The 14648-nt window shown below is 60.3% G+C and carries 10 protein-coding genes; 5 read left to right on the forward strand and 5 right to left on the reverse strand.

What is annotated here, in order from left to right; translation table 11 throughout:
• Positions 1–44 precede the first annotated feature (44 nt).
• The 5 genes from phnR (at position 45) to I6L34_RS01080 (ending at position 6417) form a co-directional block, all read left to right on the forward strand.
• Complete coding sequence (phnR, locus tag I6L34_RS01060) at positions 45–752, forward strand: phosphonate utilization transcriptional regulator PhnR (RefSeq protein ID WP_058059371.1); 708 nt, start codon at positions 45–47, stop codon at positions 750–752.
• A 120-nt stretch (positions 753–872) separates the two neighbouring features.
• The gene (locus I6L34_RS01065) at positions 873–1892 is read left to right on the forward strand and encodes a putative 2-aminoethylphosphonate ABC transporter substrate-binding protein (protein ID WP_005352506.1); all 1020 of its coding nucleotides are present in this window, start codon (positions 873–875) and stop codon (positions 1890–1892) included.
• Positions 1893–2164: 272 nt separating this feature from the next.
• Positions 2165–3259, forward strand: a complete 1095-nt coding sequence (locus tag I6L34_RS01070) for a putative 2-aminoethylphosphonate ABC transporter ATP-binding protein (protein WP_069529342.1) — start codon at positions 2165–2167, stop codon at positions 3257–3259.
• Positions 3256–4992, forward strand: a complete 1737-nt coding sequence (locus I6L34_RS01075; protein WP_216955370.1) for a putative 2-aminoethylphosphonate ABC transporter permease subunit — start codon at positions 3256–3258, stop codon at positions 4990–4992. Before I6L34_RS01070 ends, I6L34_RS01075 begins: the two co-directional genes overlap by 4 nt.
• Positions 4993–5010: 18 nt before the next feature.
• Complete coding sequence (locus I6L34_RS01080; protein WP_216955371.1) at positions 5011–6417, forward strand: FAD-dependent oxidoreductase; 1407 nt, start codon at positions 5011–5013, stop codon at positions 6415–6417.
• Positions 6418–6568: 151 nt separating this feature from the next.
• On the opposite strand, the gene I6L34_RS01085 is transcribed toward I6L34_RS01080, so the two are convergent.
• The 5 genes from I6L34_RS01085 to sucA form a co-directional block, all read right to left on the reverse strand.
• Positions 6569–8059, reverse strand: a complete 1491-nt coding sequence (locus I6L34_RS01085; protein ID WP_216955372.1) for an autotransporter outer membrane beta-barrel domain-containing protein — start codon at positions 8057–8059, stop codon at positions 6569–6571.
• A gap of 277 nt (positions 8060–8336) precedes the next feature.
• A complete protein-coding gene (gene sucD, locus I6L34_RS01090; RefSeq protein ID WP_005333542.1) occupies positions 8337–9209 on the reverse strand; it encodes a succinate--CoA ligase subunit alpha in 873 nt (290 codons plus the stop codon).
• Entirely contained in the window at positions 9209–10375 is a 1167-nt protein-coding gene (gene sucC, locus I6L34_RS01095; RefSeq protein WP_005333544.1) for an ADP-forming succinate--CoA ligase subunit beta, read from the reverse strand. The genes sucD and sucC overlap by 1 nt, the downstream gene beginning before the upstream one ends.
• Positions 10376–10546: 171 nt before the next feature.
• The gene (odhB, locus tag I6L34_RS01100; RefSeq protein WP_216955373.1) at positions 10547–11737 is read right to left on the reverse strand and encodes a 2-oxoglutarate dehydrogenase complex dihydrolipoyllysine-residue succinyltransferase; all 1191 of its coding nucleotides are present in this window, start codon (positions 11735–11737) and stop codon (positions 10547–10549) included.
• A gap of 35 nt (positions 11738–11772) precedes the next feature.
• The gene (sucA, locus tag I6L34_RS01105; protein WP_216955374.1) at positions 11773–14580 is read right to left on the reverse strand and encodes a 2-oxoglutarate dehydrogenase E1 component; all 2808 of its coding nucleotides are present in this window, start codon (positions 14578–14580) and stop codon (positions 11773–11775) included.
• Positions 14581–14648: the final 68 nt, after the last annotated feature.

The raw sequence follows: 14648 nt of genomic DNA on the forward strand, positions 1-14648 counted from the left end.
TTGCCCAACTCATTGCACAACTTATTGCAAAACCAGGGATTTTCATGAGCAAACCCCAATATCTGCAGATCAAGGATGCCCTCGCCAACCAGATCCTGGCGGGGGGGCTGGCTCCCAATGACAAGCTCCCCTCCGAGCGGCTGCTGGGAGAACTCTATGGCACCACCCGGGTTACCATCCGCGAGGCACTGGTGCAGCTGGAGGCGAACGGCCTTATCTATCGGGAGGATCGCCGCGGCTGGTTCGTCACCCCGCCGCGCTTTCGCTTGAACCCCAGACGCACCTCCAACTTTCACCAGATAGTGCGGGAGCAAGGGGGTGAGCCGCGCACCGAGCTGCTGGATAAAAGCCGTCAGGCGGTGCCGCCCGCGTTGATGGCGCAGCTGCAGCTCAAGCCGTTTGACAGCCTCTTTTTGCTCAAGCGACTGCGCTACGCCAACGGGCGCGCCATCTGCTACTGCGAGAACCACTGCCTGCCCGAGCGGGTACCCGGCCTGCTGGAGCTGGATCTCAACGGCAGCCTGACCGAGATCTACCAGGCCCATTACGATCTCCACTACGCCCGCATGCAGGTGCGCTTCTTCCCCACCGCCCTGCCGGACGAAGTGGCCAAGGCGCTGGGGGCCACTGCCGGTCTGCCCGCCCTGCGCCTCGAGCGACTCAACTTCGATCAGCACGGCCGGGTGCTCGACTTCGATCTGGAGTACTGGCGCCACGACAGTTTGGAGATCGAGGTGGATACCCAGGATTAGTCACAGACAAATCAGGAACGGCAAAACGTCACGGGGCTGTCACGGTCACGTCATAAAGATCCCCTAGCCTCTCTCTCGACCAATCTGGTTTATACCAAACCAATTTAACTGGAGAAGAGGATGAAACAGGGAACCCATCTGCTGGCCGCCGCCGTGCTGGCTGCAATGACCGCCCCGGCACTGGCCGCGACTGATCTCACCGTCTACACCGCCTTCGAACCGGAGCAGCTCAACGAGCTGAAAACCGCTTTCGAGCGCCAGCATCCGGACATCAACATCAAGTGGGTGCGTGACTCCACCGGCGTGGTCACCGCCCGCTTGCTGGCAGAAAAAGCCCAGCCCAAAGCGGATGTGGTGTGGGGACTGGCCGCCACCAGCCTGATGCAGCTCGATCAGCAGCAGATGCTCAATGCCTATGCACCGAAAGGGCTGGATAAGCTCGACAGCCGCTTTCGCGACAGCAAGGCCGAGCCGCACTGGATCGGTCTGGACGCCTTCTTCAGCGCCATCTGCTTCAACAAGGTAGAGGCGGAGAAACAGGGGATCCCGGCCCCCACCAGCTGGGCCGACCTCACCAAGCCCATCTACAAGGGCAAGGTGATCATGCCCAACCCCAGCTCCTCCGGCACCGGTTACCTGAGCGTCGCTGGCTGGCTGCAGACCATGGGCGAGCAGCAGGGTTGGCAATTTATGAACGGCCTGCACCAGAACATCGACCGTTACACCCACTCGGGCTCCGCCCCCTGCAAGCTGGCCGCCAGCGGTGAAACGGTGATCGGTATCTCCTTCGACTTCCCGGCTACCAGCCTCAAGGCCAAGGGTGCCCCCATCGAGGTGGTGTTCCCGAAAGAGGGTTCGGGCTGGGATATGGAAGCCGCCGCCATCATCAAGGGCACTCCCAAGCTGGAAGCCGCCAAACAGCTGCTCGACTTTGCCGCCACCGAACAGGCCAACGCCCTCTACAACAAGTCGTTCGCAGTGGTCGCCATCCCCGATGTAGCCCAACCGAGAGCGGGCTATCCGGCGGATATCAAAGGCCAGATGATCGACAACGACTTTAGCTGGGCAGCCCGCGAGCGTAACGCCATCCTGGCCCAGTGGAGCGCCAGCTTCGACGGCAAGACCGAAGCCAAACAGTAAGCGTGAAGGGCGGCGGTTTGTTCACGCCAGACACACCGCTGCCAATAAACTGCCAGTCGAAGGCCAACAGCTGTTGGCCTTCGCTTTTTGGTTTTAACTTCCCGAGTGTGTAGTGCCTTCAATTAGCGATGCTTAGTCCATTCGCACAGTGCCCAGCCACTTGCTGGCGACCCGATGTCATTTGACTGTCATCAAGCTGTCATCCCCCGTTCACCTGACCGTCACACTTCACCCGCAAACTGGTATATACCAAATCAGTAGCGAGTCGAACCATGACCCAGCCCTATCTGGACATTCAACATCTCAACAAGCAGTTCGGTGCTTTTCAGGCCCTTAAAGGGATCTCTCTGACCATTGAGCCGGGGGAGTTTATCTGCTTTCTCGGCCCCTCCGGCTGCGGCAAGACCACTCTGCTCAGAGCCATCGCCGGCTTGGATCTGCCGGACAGCGGCGAGATCTGGCAAGGGGGGCGCAATATCTCCCGCCTGCCGCCCCAGGAGCGCGATTTTGGCATCGTGTTTCAGTCCTATGCTCTCTTCCCCAACCTGACGGTGGCCCAGAACATCGCCTTTGGCCTTGAGAATCAGGGGCTGGCGCGGGATCTTATCAAGGAGCGAGTCGATCACTGGCTGGGGCTGGTGGATCTCACTGCCCAGTCCCACAAATACCCGAGCCAGATCTCTGGCGGCCAGCAGCAGCGGGTGGCGCTGGCCCGGGCGCTCGCCCTCTCCCCCGGTCTGTTGCTGCTGGACGAACCGCTCAGCGCGCTGGATGCGCTGGTACGCACCCACCTTCGCAGCGAGATCCGCGCCCTGCAGCAGCGCCTTGGCATCACCACCATCATGGTGACCCACGATCAGGAAGAGGCGCTGACCATGGCCGATCGCATCGTGGTGATGGAGGGCGGCCGCATCGTACAGGTGGGCACTCCGCAGGAAATCTACCACCAGCCTGCCAGCCGTTTCGTGGCAAGCTTTGTCGGTACCATGAACTTCCTCGAGACCCTGGTGCTGAGCCCCAATCAGGTGCGCCTCAACGAACAACCGCTGCAACTCGCCAATCAGGCCGCGGCCGGCAGCAAATTGCAGGTGGCGATCCGCCCCGAGGCAATCACCCTGAGTGCGCCGAGCGAGCCGTATCTTGGCCAACATGGCGTTGAAGCAACCATCGATCAGGTGGAGTTTCTCGGCGCCGCCCAGCGCCTTATCTGCACCGCCGACACCTATCTGGGCCCGCAGCAAATTCTGGTGGAGCGCCCGACCCACGAGCTGCCCCGCCACGAACAGGGTGGCTGGCGCAGCGGCATGCGCTGCTCACTGCACTGGCCTGCCGGGGCGATGCAGCTGTTTGAAGGAGAACGCCCATGACTGCCCCCTTTGCGACCTCCTCCCTGCTGCCACCAGTGACAGCCCGCCAAGACTCTCGCTGGCAGCGGCTCTGTCGCGGCTGGAGCCGGGATCAGCTGCTGCAACTGATCCTGCTGGTGCTCGGCATCGCCCTGCTCACCGGCGGTCTGTTGCTGCCACTGCTCACCATGCTGCAAAAGAGTCTGCAGGATGAGAACGGCCTCTGGGTGAGCCTTGCCAACTTCAGCGCCTACTTCGACTCCCCTCATCTGGGGCGCACCATCGGCAACACCCTCTGGCTCGGGGTGCTGATCACCGCGCTGGTGGTGACCATCGCCTTTGGCTACGCCTATGCCCTCACCCGCACCTGCATGCCGGGCAAGCCCCTGTTTCGCCTCATCGGTTTGATCCCGCTCCTGATGCCCTCCCTGCTGCCCGCCATCAGTCTGGTCTACTGGTTTGGCAATCAGGGGATCGCCAAGGGGCTGCTCGGCGGCGAGAGCATCTACGGCCCCATCGGCATCGTCATTGGCCTTGGCTTCTGGTGCTTCCCCCACGCCCTGATGATCCTTATCACGGCGCTGGGCCAGAGCGATGCCCGCCTCTATGAAGCCTCCCGGGTGCTCGGCAGCAGCGGCTGGCGCACCTTTGTCACCGTCACCCTGCCTACCGCCCGTTATGGCCTGCTCAGCGCAGCCATCGCGGTCTTCACCCTCACCATCTGCGACTTCGGGGTAGCCAAGGTGATTGGCGGCCAGTACAGCGTGCTGGCTACCGACATCTACCGGCAGGTGATCGGAATGCAGAACTTCTCGCTGGGCGCAGTGGCCAGCGTCACCCTGCTGCTGCCGGCACTGTTGAGCTTTGCGCTGGAGCACAGGGTACGCAGCAAGATGCAAGAGCAGAGCAGCACCAAGGCGGTGCCCTATCAGCCCAAACCCCACCGGCTGCGTGATCTGCTGGCACTCGGTTGGTGCACGCTCTGGGCCCTGCTGTTTCTGGCACTGGTGGGCATGGCCGTTTACGGCTCCCTGGTGCAGTTCTGGCCCTACAACCTCGGGCTGACGCTGGATCACTACGCCTTTGACAGCAACAGCGTCTACGGCTGGCAGCCCTTTACCAACACCTTGCAGCTGGGCCTCTATACCGCGCTTATCGGCACCGTGCTGGTGATGGTGCTGGCCTGGGCGCAGGAGAAGGGGCGCCACTTTGCGCCGCTGCGCCAGCTGTTGCATCTGCTTGCCATGCTGTCGCTGGCGGTGCCCGGCATGGTACTGGGGCTCGGTTACATCTTCTTTTTCAACGGCAATCCGCTCTTTGGCAGCCTATACGGCACCCTGCCGCTGATGGTGCTCTCCTGCGTCATCCACTACTACACCGTGGGCCATATGACGGCGCTGACCAGCCTCAAGCAGTTGCCCAAGGAGCTGGAGCTGGTGGCCATCTCATTGCGCATTCCGCTCTGGAAGGCGTTCTGGCGAGTCACCCTGCCCGCCTCCCTGCCAGCGCTCTTGGAGATCTTTATCTATCTGTTCGTCAACGCCATGACCACCACCTCGGCGGTGATCTTCCTCTATTCGAGCGACAGCGTGCTCGCCTCCATCGCCGTGCTGAACATGGAGGATTCCGGCGATACCGCCGCGGCCGCCGCCATGGCCACCCTGATCCTGCTGGCCGCCGCCACCGTCAAGCTGCTCCAGCTCTTTTTGAGCCGCGCCCTGCTGGATCGCACCCAGCGCTGGCGCCACCAATAACCTTATCGAGGAGTCATCATGTCCACTCTCCCCTTCTGGCTGGCCGAGGCGCTCGCCGCCGAACAGCCCGTGCCGCCCACGCCCCTTCACGGCCACCACGAGGCCGATGTCTGCATCGTCGGTGGCGGCTTTACCGGGCTGTGGAGCGCCATCGCCCTTAAACAGGCCGAGCCAGCCTTACGCATCATGGTGCTGGAGAAAGATCGCTGCGGCAGCGGCGCCTCCGGGCGCAACGGCGGCTGCCTGCTCACCTGGTCGGCCAAATACCTGACCTTAAAGCGCCTCTTTGGCGAAAAGCAGGCCGCCTGGCTGGTGCAAAGATCCGAGCAGGCGGTGCACGAGATTGCCCGCTTCTGCGAAACGCACAACATAGAGGCACAGCTGAGGGTCGAGGGCACCTGCTACACCGCCACCAGCGAGGCGCAGCGCGGCCTGATGGAGCCGGTATTGCGGGAGCTACAGCGAGCCGACCTTAACCAGTGGCAGGCGATTGAAGAGGGTGAACTGGCGAGCCAGAGCGGCTCCCACGTTCATCTGGAGGGGCTCTACAGCCCCCACGCGGGCTCGGTGCAACCGGCGCTCTTGGTGCGCGGCCTGCTGCGGGTGGCGCGGGAGCTGGGGGTCGAGGTCTATGAGCACTCCCCCATGCAGCGGCTTGAGGCGGGTCAGCCGGCACGGGTGCAGACACCGCAAGGTGAGGTGCGTGCCCGCAAGGTGGTGCTGGCCCTCAACAGCGCCATGGTGCAGCACTTTCGCGAGTTTCGCCGCAGTATCGTGCTGGTCTCCTCCGATATGGTGATCACCGACCCCGCGCCGGATGCACTGGCTGCCCAGCAGCTTGAGCACGGCCGCTCCGTGGTGGATGGCCGCACCTTTGTGCATTACTACCGCTCCACCCCGCAAGGGCGGCTGATGCTGGGCAAGGGGGGCAACACCTTCGCCTTTGCCAACCGCCATCTGGCCGAGTTTGATGCCCCCAGCCGTTATCTTGCCCCTCTCACCCACACCCTGCGCCGCTTCTTTCCTGCGCTCAAAGAGGTGCCCATCGCCGCCAGCTGGTGCGGCGCCTCCGACCGCTCAGTAGATGGCCTTCCCTTCTTCGGCCACTGGCGAGGGCAGCCCAATATTGTCTATGGCCTCGGTTACTCCGGCAACGGGGTGGCGCAAAGCTGGATCGGCGGCCAGATCCTGGCGGCCCTAGTGAGAGACGAGGTGCGGGAGGAGGATAAACCCTGGCGTGAATGCTCGCTGGTCAGCGGCCCGCGCGGCTACTTCCCGCCCGAGCCATTTCGCTGGCTGGGCGCCATGGCGGTGCGCAATGCCATCCGGCGCAAGGAGCGGGCGGAAGATGAGAACCGCCCGGTGGCCTGGTATGACAAACAGCTGGCCAAACTTGCCGATGCAGCGGGCAAGGCGGATAAATAAGTTATTTCACTTGACCTTGATATTGCACCAGGCTCTAACGCTTGGCCTCTCAGGCGACCTCATCGTGGATGAGCTATCAACATCTTCATCGGCAATCATCCATAACAATGTGCTGACCCGAAGGTCAGCACATATATTGTTACAACTCTAATTAAAAATTCACAGCGGCGTTAAATCTAATATCCCAGAGGTCAAGGTCCTGACGCCCGATACTGTAATAACCAGTGATAACTTCAAAACGCTGATGACGCTGAGGGGCTACCGCCAGTGCAATCCGCGCAGATCCACTCCACGGGGTCGTACTTTCCATTGTCAGATTTTCATTCAGGATCTGACCATCATTGGGACGCTCAATATCATAACGAACCCCAAGACGCAGGGCCGGTATAATTTGAACCCCATCGGTTGTGGTGAAAATACGACTGATATCCCCTGATGCTTCACTGGTGGCATATTCAAAAGAGTTTTCATTAACCCGCAATGTCACGTTATAAATCTGGTTTGCATAAGGCAATGAGCCTGTGTAATCAAACGCATCGGATTTATTGTGACTGTAAAAGAGGGCAAGCTTGGGCCGCAGCAGATATTCACCAACGTCGTAGCCGCCGGTCAGGTTGGCTGAGATCAACCCGGTCGTTGTCTTGAAACTCCCTTTAAGTACATCGAGTTCGGTATCGTTATCAGTTCGTCCCCATGCAGCCCAGCCATCCAGCAGCCAGTGCGTATCTAGCCTATAGCCGCCATATGGCCCAACAAAGAAGCTGTCCCCCTCATTTCGTACCGAACTGCCAAACGTGCCAAGAGAGGTTTTGCTATTGGCAAATGCAATACCGCCAAGCCCGTCTTTACCAAGGGATCTGTGTATACCGATCAAAAAGCTGTTGGCATGTCCGGATGTGTCTATCTCGTTACGATCATCGGAGACTCCGGTATGGCGTACATCAGTCCATACCTGCCACAACCCCTTTTGACTGGCAATATCTTCAAATTGGTCAAGCCCGACAACGACACGATCTGAAATACTGAGGGAGCCGCTCAAATAGCCCATCAAGGCATCTGCACTGATACTGGTCACAATATTGCGGATCGGGTCACTCCCACCGCCGGTGCCACCACCACTACCACCATTGCTGCCATCCCCACCGCCGGTTCCGCCACCAGTTCCACCATTGCCGCCCCCCCCACCGCCGGTTCCGCCACCACTTCCTCCATTGCTGCCGCCACCACCTCCGGTTCCGCCACCAGTGCCACCGTTACTCTCTCCCCCATCGATCGGGGGAATATTTGGAAATACCGGATTGGTCTGGTTTCTCGAATCGAGGAAGCAGTTGAAAGAACCATCCGCATTGAGGAGATCCAGTTTGTGAGTCCCGTTAAGGTCATCAAGTACTACAGGTGAGACACTCAAGTGCAACGACGCGCGGTTTGCATTCCAACTATCGATTTCAGATACCCCGGGAGCAGAGAGGCGAAAATTCCCCCCGGAACCGGGTCTTGAAAGCCATAGTGATACCGAATTGTCAGCCGAACGCCCAAGAAACTCTAGATGCTGCCCCGGTTGCCTGTTCGGGCAATCCGCCGCCCATGCTGTTGGCAAGCAGATACTGGTAAGGCAGCCAATTCCCAAAATACGTGAAATCATTATGTCCTCCTGACACTACGTTATCTCACTGACATCCTTGCATGACTTTTAGCATTCCCCACAAACAGGTCACTCGATGCAATGGGTAAAGGAACAAATCAATCTGACAAGTTCAAATCGCAGACTATTTTAGTATCCACACTGTTTCTGGTCTCCTGTAATAAAATTCGTTTAGCGCCTGAATCGCGATGATTGATTAAATCAAACCACTTTAAAACCCATAAAAAATGCCGCCCATCGGGCGGCACTTTTATTAGAGATAACGGGCTAACAGGAATTACCAGCCGGTTACTTCGCGCAGGGCCTTGCCGATATCGGCCAGGGAGCGGACGGTTTTCACGCCAGCATCTTCCAGCGCGGCAAACTTCTCGGCGGCAGTACCCTTGCCACCGGAAATGATGGCGCCAGCGTGGCCCATCCGCTTGCCGGGAGGGGCAGTAACACCCGCGATATAGGAGACCACCGGCTTGGTGACGTGGGCCTTGATATAGGCGGCAGCATCTTCCTCGGCGTTGCCGCCGATCTCGCCGATCATCACGATCGCTTCGGTCTGCGGATCGTTCTGGAACATCTCCAGAATGTCGATAAAGTTGGAGCCCGGGATGGGGTCGCCACCGATACCAACGCAGGTGGACTGGCCAAAGCCCTCGTCAGTGGTCTGCTTGACCGCTTCGTAGGTCAGGGTGCCGGAGCGGGAGACGATACCCACCTTGCCCGGCTTGTGGATGTGGCCCGGCATGATGCCGATCTTGCACTCACCCGGGGTGATCACGCCCGGGCAGTTGGGGCCGATCATCCGCACGCCGGTCTCTTGCAGCTTCACTTTGACATCCAGCATATCCAGCGTCGGGATGCCTTCGGTGATGGTGACAATCAGCTTGATGCCCGCGTCGATCGCTTCCAGGATGGCATCCTTGCAAAACGGCGCCGGAACATAGATGACGGAGGCAGTAGCGCCGGTCGCTTCGACCGCGTCACGGACGGTGTTGAACACCGGCAGGCCCAGATGGGTGGTGCCGCCCTTACCCGGGGAGACGCCGCCCACCAGCTGGGTGCCGTAGGAGAGCGCCTGCTCGGAGTGGAAAGTACCCTGACCGCCGGTAAAGCCCTGGCAGATGACTCGGGTGTCCTTGTTGATCAGTACGCTCATCAGTTGGCCTCCGCTGCTTTGACGACTTGCTGCGCGGCATCGGTCAGACTCTTGGCCGCAATGATGTTGAGGCCGCTCTCGGCCAGCTTGATACCACCCAGCTCGGCGTTGTTGCCTTCCAGACGGACCACGACGGGCACCTTGACCCCCACTTCCTTGACCGCACCAATGATGCCTTCTGCGATCATGTCGCAGCGCACGATGCCGCCGAAGATGTTGACCAGCACCGCTTTGACGTTGTTGTCGGAGAGGATGATCTTGAACGCCTCGGTTACGCGCTCCTTGGTGGCGCCGCCGCCGACGTCAAGGAAGTTGGCCGGCTTGCCGCCGTGCAGGTTGACGATGTCCATGGTGCCCATGGCCAGACCCGCGCCGTTGACCATGCAGCCGATGTTGCCATCGAGGGCCACATAGTTGAGCTCCCACTGGGCAGCGTGCGCTTCGCGGGGGTCATCTTGTGACGGGTCGTGCATCTCGCGCAGCTTGGGCTGACGATACAGTGCGTTGGCATCGATGTTGATCTTGCCATCCAGGCAGTGCAGGTTGCCCTGCGCGGTGATCACCAGCGGGTTGATCTCCAGCAGCGCGAAATCGCAATCCAGGAACATCTGGCCCAGACCCATGAAGATCTTGGTGAACTGTTTGATCTGATCGCCGACCAGACCCAGTTTGAAGGCCAGTTCGCGGGCCTGATAAGCTTGCGGACCCACCAGCGGATCGATGGCCGCCTTGTGGATCAGATGGGGGGTTTCGTGGGCAATCTTCTCGATATCCACGCCACCTTCGGTCGAGGCCATGAAGACCACGCGGCGAGAGCCACGGTCAACCACGGCGCCCAGGTAGAGCTCTTTGGCGATGTCGGTGCAGGATTCAACCAGGATCTTGGTGACCGGCTGGCCGTTGGCGTCGGTCTGGTAGGTCACCAGATTCTTGCCAAGCCAGTTTTGGGCAAAAGCACGGATCTCATCCTTGCTCTTGGCCACTTTCACGCCGCCCGCTTTACCGCGGCCACCGGCGTGTACCTGGCATTTGACGACCCAGGTATTGCCGCCAATCTTGTCGGCCGCTTCGGCCGCTTCTTGTGGGGTAGCACAGGCATAACCTTCGGAGACCGGCAGGCCATACTCGGCAAACAGCTGTTTTGCCTGATATTCATGCAGATTCATAGATGCTCTATCCGTGTTGTAGGTATTTCCGTCCGGGGCTGGTGTTTCTCAATCCCCTGTGAATGGGGGCCTGGGCGGCCCCTCGTTATCTTTCAATCGCTCGGGTATTACTCAAACGTCCAGCAGCACATCCGGCTCGGGGCGCAAACCCCTTGCCCGGGTGCCACAGGCTTAGACGTCCAGCAACAGACGGGTCGGGTCTTCCAGCAGCTCCTTGACGGAGACCAGGAAGCCTACCGATTCGCGTCCGTCGATGAGACGGTGATCGTAGGAGAGCGCCAGATACATCATCGGCAGGATCTCGACCTTGCCGTCAACGGCCATCGGGCGATCCTGGATCTTGTGCATGCCCAGAATGGCGCTCTGGGGCGGGTTGATGATCGGGGTGGACATCAGGGAGCCGAACACGCCACCGTTGGTGATGGTGAAGTTGCCGCCAGTCAGTTCATCCACTGTCAGCTTGCCGTCACGGCCCTTGCCCGCCAGATCCTTGATGGCCTTCTCGATGTCCGCCAGGCTCATGTTGTCGCAGTCGCGCAGCACCGGCGTCACCAGACCACGGGGGGTAGAGACGGCGATGCTGACGTCGAAGTAGTTGTGGTAAACCACGTCATCACCATCGAGCGCCGCGTTCACTTCCGGATAGCGCTTGAGGGACTCAACCACCGCCTTCACGTAGAAGGACATAAAGCCGAGCTTGATGCCGTGCTTCTTCTCGAAGATCTCGCCGTACTGCTTGCGCAGATCCATGATGGGCTTCATGTTGACCTCGTTGAAGGTGGTCAGCATGGCGGTGGTGTTTTTCGCTTCCAGCAGACGCTCGGCAATGCGCTTGCGCAGACGGGTCATCGGTACCCGCTTGTCGGTACGACCACCCAGCGGGGCAACCTTGGCTGCCGGAACGGCAGCGGCGACCGGTGCGGCTACCGCAGGCTGGCTCTTGGCCTTGATGAAGGCTTCCACATCATCCTTGGTGATGCGACCGCCCTTGCCGGTACCGGTCAGCTTGGTCACGTCGATATCGTGCTCACCAATCAGGCGGCGTACCGAGGGGCTCAGGCCATCGGCACCATCATCGGCCACCGCTTCAGCGGGTTTCTCTTTGGTCTCTTCACCGGCCACGGGGGCGGCGGTGAGGATGGCAATCAGTTGACGGGACAACACAGTCGCCCCTTCCCCTTGCAGAATATCCCCCAGCACACCGGCTTGCGGTGCCGGCACTTCCAGCACCACCTTGTCGGTCTCGATGTCGACCAGCACTTCGTCACGGGCGACCAGATCGCCCGGTTTTTTGTGCCAGGTAGCGATAGTGGCATCGGCCACTGATTCCGGCAGATCCGGTACCTTGATTTCGATAGTCATCCAATCAGTTCCTTTTTACTTCTATGCCAGAGGCTTTACAGGGTAAGGGCATCTTCCACCAAGGCTTTTTGCTGCTTGGCGTGGACAGACATGTAACCGACGGCCGGTGAGGCTGACGCGGGGCGACCGGCATAACGCAGGGTGGCTCCGGCTGGCAGCACGCCATCGTAGTGGTGACGGGTGCAGTACCAGGCGCCCTGGTTCTGCGGCTCTTCCTGACACCAGACAAAGTCGGTGACGTGGCTGTAATCGGCCAGAATGGCGCGCACTTCCTCTTCCGGGAAGGGGTAGAGCTGCTCAATTCGCACCAGAGCCACATCTTGCTGCTCGGCCTTGCGACGGGCATCGAGCAGGTCGTAGTAGACCTTGCCGGAGCAGAAGACCACGCGCTTGACCGCTTTCGGATCCAGCGCATCAATCTCGCCGATGGCGTTCTGGAAGGTACCTTCCGCCAGCTCTTCAAGCTTGCTCACCGCCAGCGGATGGCGCAGCAGAGATTTGGGCGTCATGACGATCAGCGGACGGCGCATCGGGCGCACTACCTGACGACGCAGCATGTGGAATACCTGTGCTGGGGTAGAGGGCACGCACACCTGCATGTTGTGCTGGGCACACATCTGCAGATAACGCTCCAGACGGGCGGAGGAGTGCTCTGGGCCCTGCCCCTCGTAACCGTGTGGCAGCAGCATGGTCAAGCCGCACATACGGCCCCACTTTTGCTCACCGGAGGAGAGGAACTGGTCGATCACCACCTGGGCACAGTTGGCGAAGTCGCCGAACTGGGCTTCCCAAATGGTGAGGCCGGCCGGCTCGGCGCTGGCGTAACCATATTCAAAGGCCAGTACCGCGTTCTCGGTCAGCACAGAGTCATACACCTCGAACGGGCCCTGCTCGTCGTGCAGGTTGCACAGCGGGGTGTAGGTGCTGGCATCGGTCTGGCTGTGCAGCACGGCGTGGCGGTGGAAGAAGGTGCCACGGCCGGAGTCTTCACCGGTAAAGCGGATACGGGACCCCTTGTCCACCAGAGTGGCGTAGGCCAGAGTCTCGGCAAAGCCCCAATCCACCAACTTCTCGCCAGCGGCCATCAGACGGCGGTCTTCGTAAATCTTCTCGACCTGACGCTGCAGCACGTGGGTCGCCGGATACTGGCTCACCCGCTCGCCGAGGCTCTTGAGGTGATCCATCGGCACGGCACTCTCATAGGCCATGTTCCAGTCGTGGCCCAGATAAGGGGTCCAGTCGACAGAGTGCAGCTCCATCGGCCGCCACTCCTTGCTCACCCGCTCGCCGCGATCCAGCGCTTCGCGATACTCGTTGACCAGTTCGGTCGCCCGCTCCTGGGCGAGGCTCCCCTCGGCCACCAGCTGATCGGCGTAGATCTTGCGCGGGGTCGGGTGCTGCTTGATCTTCTGGTACATCAAAGGCTGGGTGGCGCTCGGCTCATCCGCTTCGTTGTGACCGTGACGACGGTAGCAGACTAGCTCGATCACCACGTCGCGTTTGAAGGTATTGCGGTAATCCAGTGCAATCTGGGTCACCAGCACCACAGCCTCCGGATCATCCCCGTTGACGTGCAGCACCGGCGCCTGCACCGCCTTGGCGATGTCGGTGCAATATTCGGTGGAACGCAGGTCACGGATATAGGAGGTGGTGAAACCAACCTGGTTGTTGATGACGATGCGCACCGTCCCGCCGACGCCATAGGCACGGGTCTGGGACATGTTGAAGGTCTCGGCCACCACGCCCTGACCGGCCATGGCCGAGTCACCGTGAATGGTGATGGGCAACACGCTGGAGCCATCTTTGTCACCGCGACGATCCATACGAGCACGGACCGAGCCGATGACCACAGGGTTGACGATCTCGAGGTGAGAGGGGTTGAACGCCAGCGCAAGGTGGACGTTGCCACCCGGGGTGGCGAAGTCGGAGGAGAAGCCCATATGGTACTTCACATCACCGGTCCCCCAGGATTCACCATGCTTGCCGGCAAACTCGTCGAACAGATCCTGAGCGCGCTTGCCCAGCACGTTGATCAGCACGTTGAGGCGACCGCGGTGGGCCATACCGATAACGGCCTCTTTGCAGCCCTGCTCACCGGCGCGACGGATCAGCTCCTTGAGCATGGGGATCATGGCGTCGCCACCTTCCAGCGAGAAGCGCTTGGCTCCCGGGAACTTGGCACCCAGATATTTCTCCAGCCCTTCGGCGGCGGTCAGGCTCTCGAGGAAACGGGTCTTCTCTTCGAGGGTGTAACTCCCCTTCCCTTCAATGGATTCGAGACGCTGTTGCAGCCAGCGCTTCTCTTCCGTGGAGGTGAGGTGCATGTAGTCGGCGCCGATGGAGCCGCAATAGGTCTTCTTCAGCGAGGCGTAGAGGTCGGAGAGCACCATGGTCTCGCGACCGATGGCGTAGGAGCCCACATTGAAGGTGGCCTCCATATCTGCGCCCAGCAGGTTGTGGAACGCAGGATCCAGTTCGGCAACGGTTTCACGCTGCCACAGGCCCAGCGGGTCCAGATTGGCATTCTGGTGACCACGGAAACGGAAGGCGTTGATCAGCTGCAATACCCGCACCTGCTTGGCATCCACTTGCGGATCGGATACGGGGGCACTGTAGCGAGAGGGATCCTTGGCCAGACGACGGAAATAATCGCGGACCTGGGAGTGGGGTTGTTCAACCGCATGGCCATTGACCTGGGGCAGCTCGCTAAACAGGCTGCGCCACTCATCGGACACGGAGTCAGGATTTTCCAGGAAGGATTCGTACAAATCCTCGATATAGCTTGCATTCGCACCAGCCAGGTGAGATGACTCCAACCAGGCCTTCATCACGCCGTTATGCATTTCTATCCCTTGTACTTCTTGTTACTGCTGCGCAGCTTGTAGGGGTCAAATAGCCATCCTGCCACGGG

Source organism: Aeromonas sp. FDAARGOS 1404 (assembly GCF_019047085.1).
Lineage (GTDB): Bacteria > Pseudomonadota > Gammaproteobacteria > Enterobacterales > Aeromonadaceae > Aeromonas > Aeromonas veronii.

Bases quoted from the DNA above. Each gene is read 5' to 3' on its own strand.
- I6L34_RS01080 (WP_216955371.1), top strand. From the start codon at position 5,011: ATGTCCACTCTCCCCTTCTGGCTGGCCGAGGCGCTCGCCGCCGAACAG.
- I6L34_RS01065 (WP_005352506.1), top strand. From the start codon at position 873: ATGAAACAGGGAACCCATCTGCTGGCCGCCGCCGTGCTGGCTGCAATG.
- sucD (WP_005333542.1), bottom strand. From the start codon at position 9,209: ATGAGCGTACTGATCAACAAGGACACCCGAGTCATCTGCCAGGGCTTT.
- phnR (WP_058059371.1), top strand. From the start codon at position 45: ATGAGCAAACCCCAATATCTGCAGATCAAGGATGCCCTCGCCAACCAG.
- I6L34_RS01075 (WP_216955370.1), top strand. From the start codon at position 3,256: ATGACTGCCCCCTTTGCGACCTCCTCCCTGCTGCCACCAGTGACAGCC.
- sucC (WP_005333544.1), bottom strand. From the start codon at position 10,375: ATGAATCTGCATGAATATCAGGCAAAACAGCTGTTTGCCGAGTATGGC.
- sucA (WP_216955374.1), bottom strand. From the start codon at position 14,580: ATGCATAACGGCGTGATGAAGGCCTGGTTGGAGTCATCTCACCTGGCT.
- I6L34_RS01070 (WP_069529342.1), top strand. From the start codon at position 2,165: ATGACCCAGCCCTATCTGGACATTCAACATCTCAACAAGCAGTTCGGT.
- odhB (WP_216955373.1), bottom strand. From the start codon at position 11,737: ATGACTATCGAAATCAAGGTACCGGATCTGCCGGAATCAGTGGCCGAT.
- I6L34_RS01085 (WP_216955372.1), bottom strand. From the start codon at position 8,059: ATGATTTCACGTATTTTGGGAATTGGCTGCCTTACCAGTATCTGCTTG.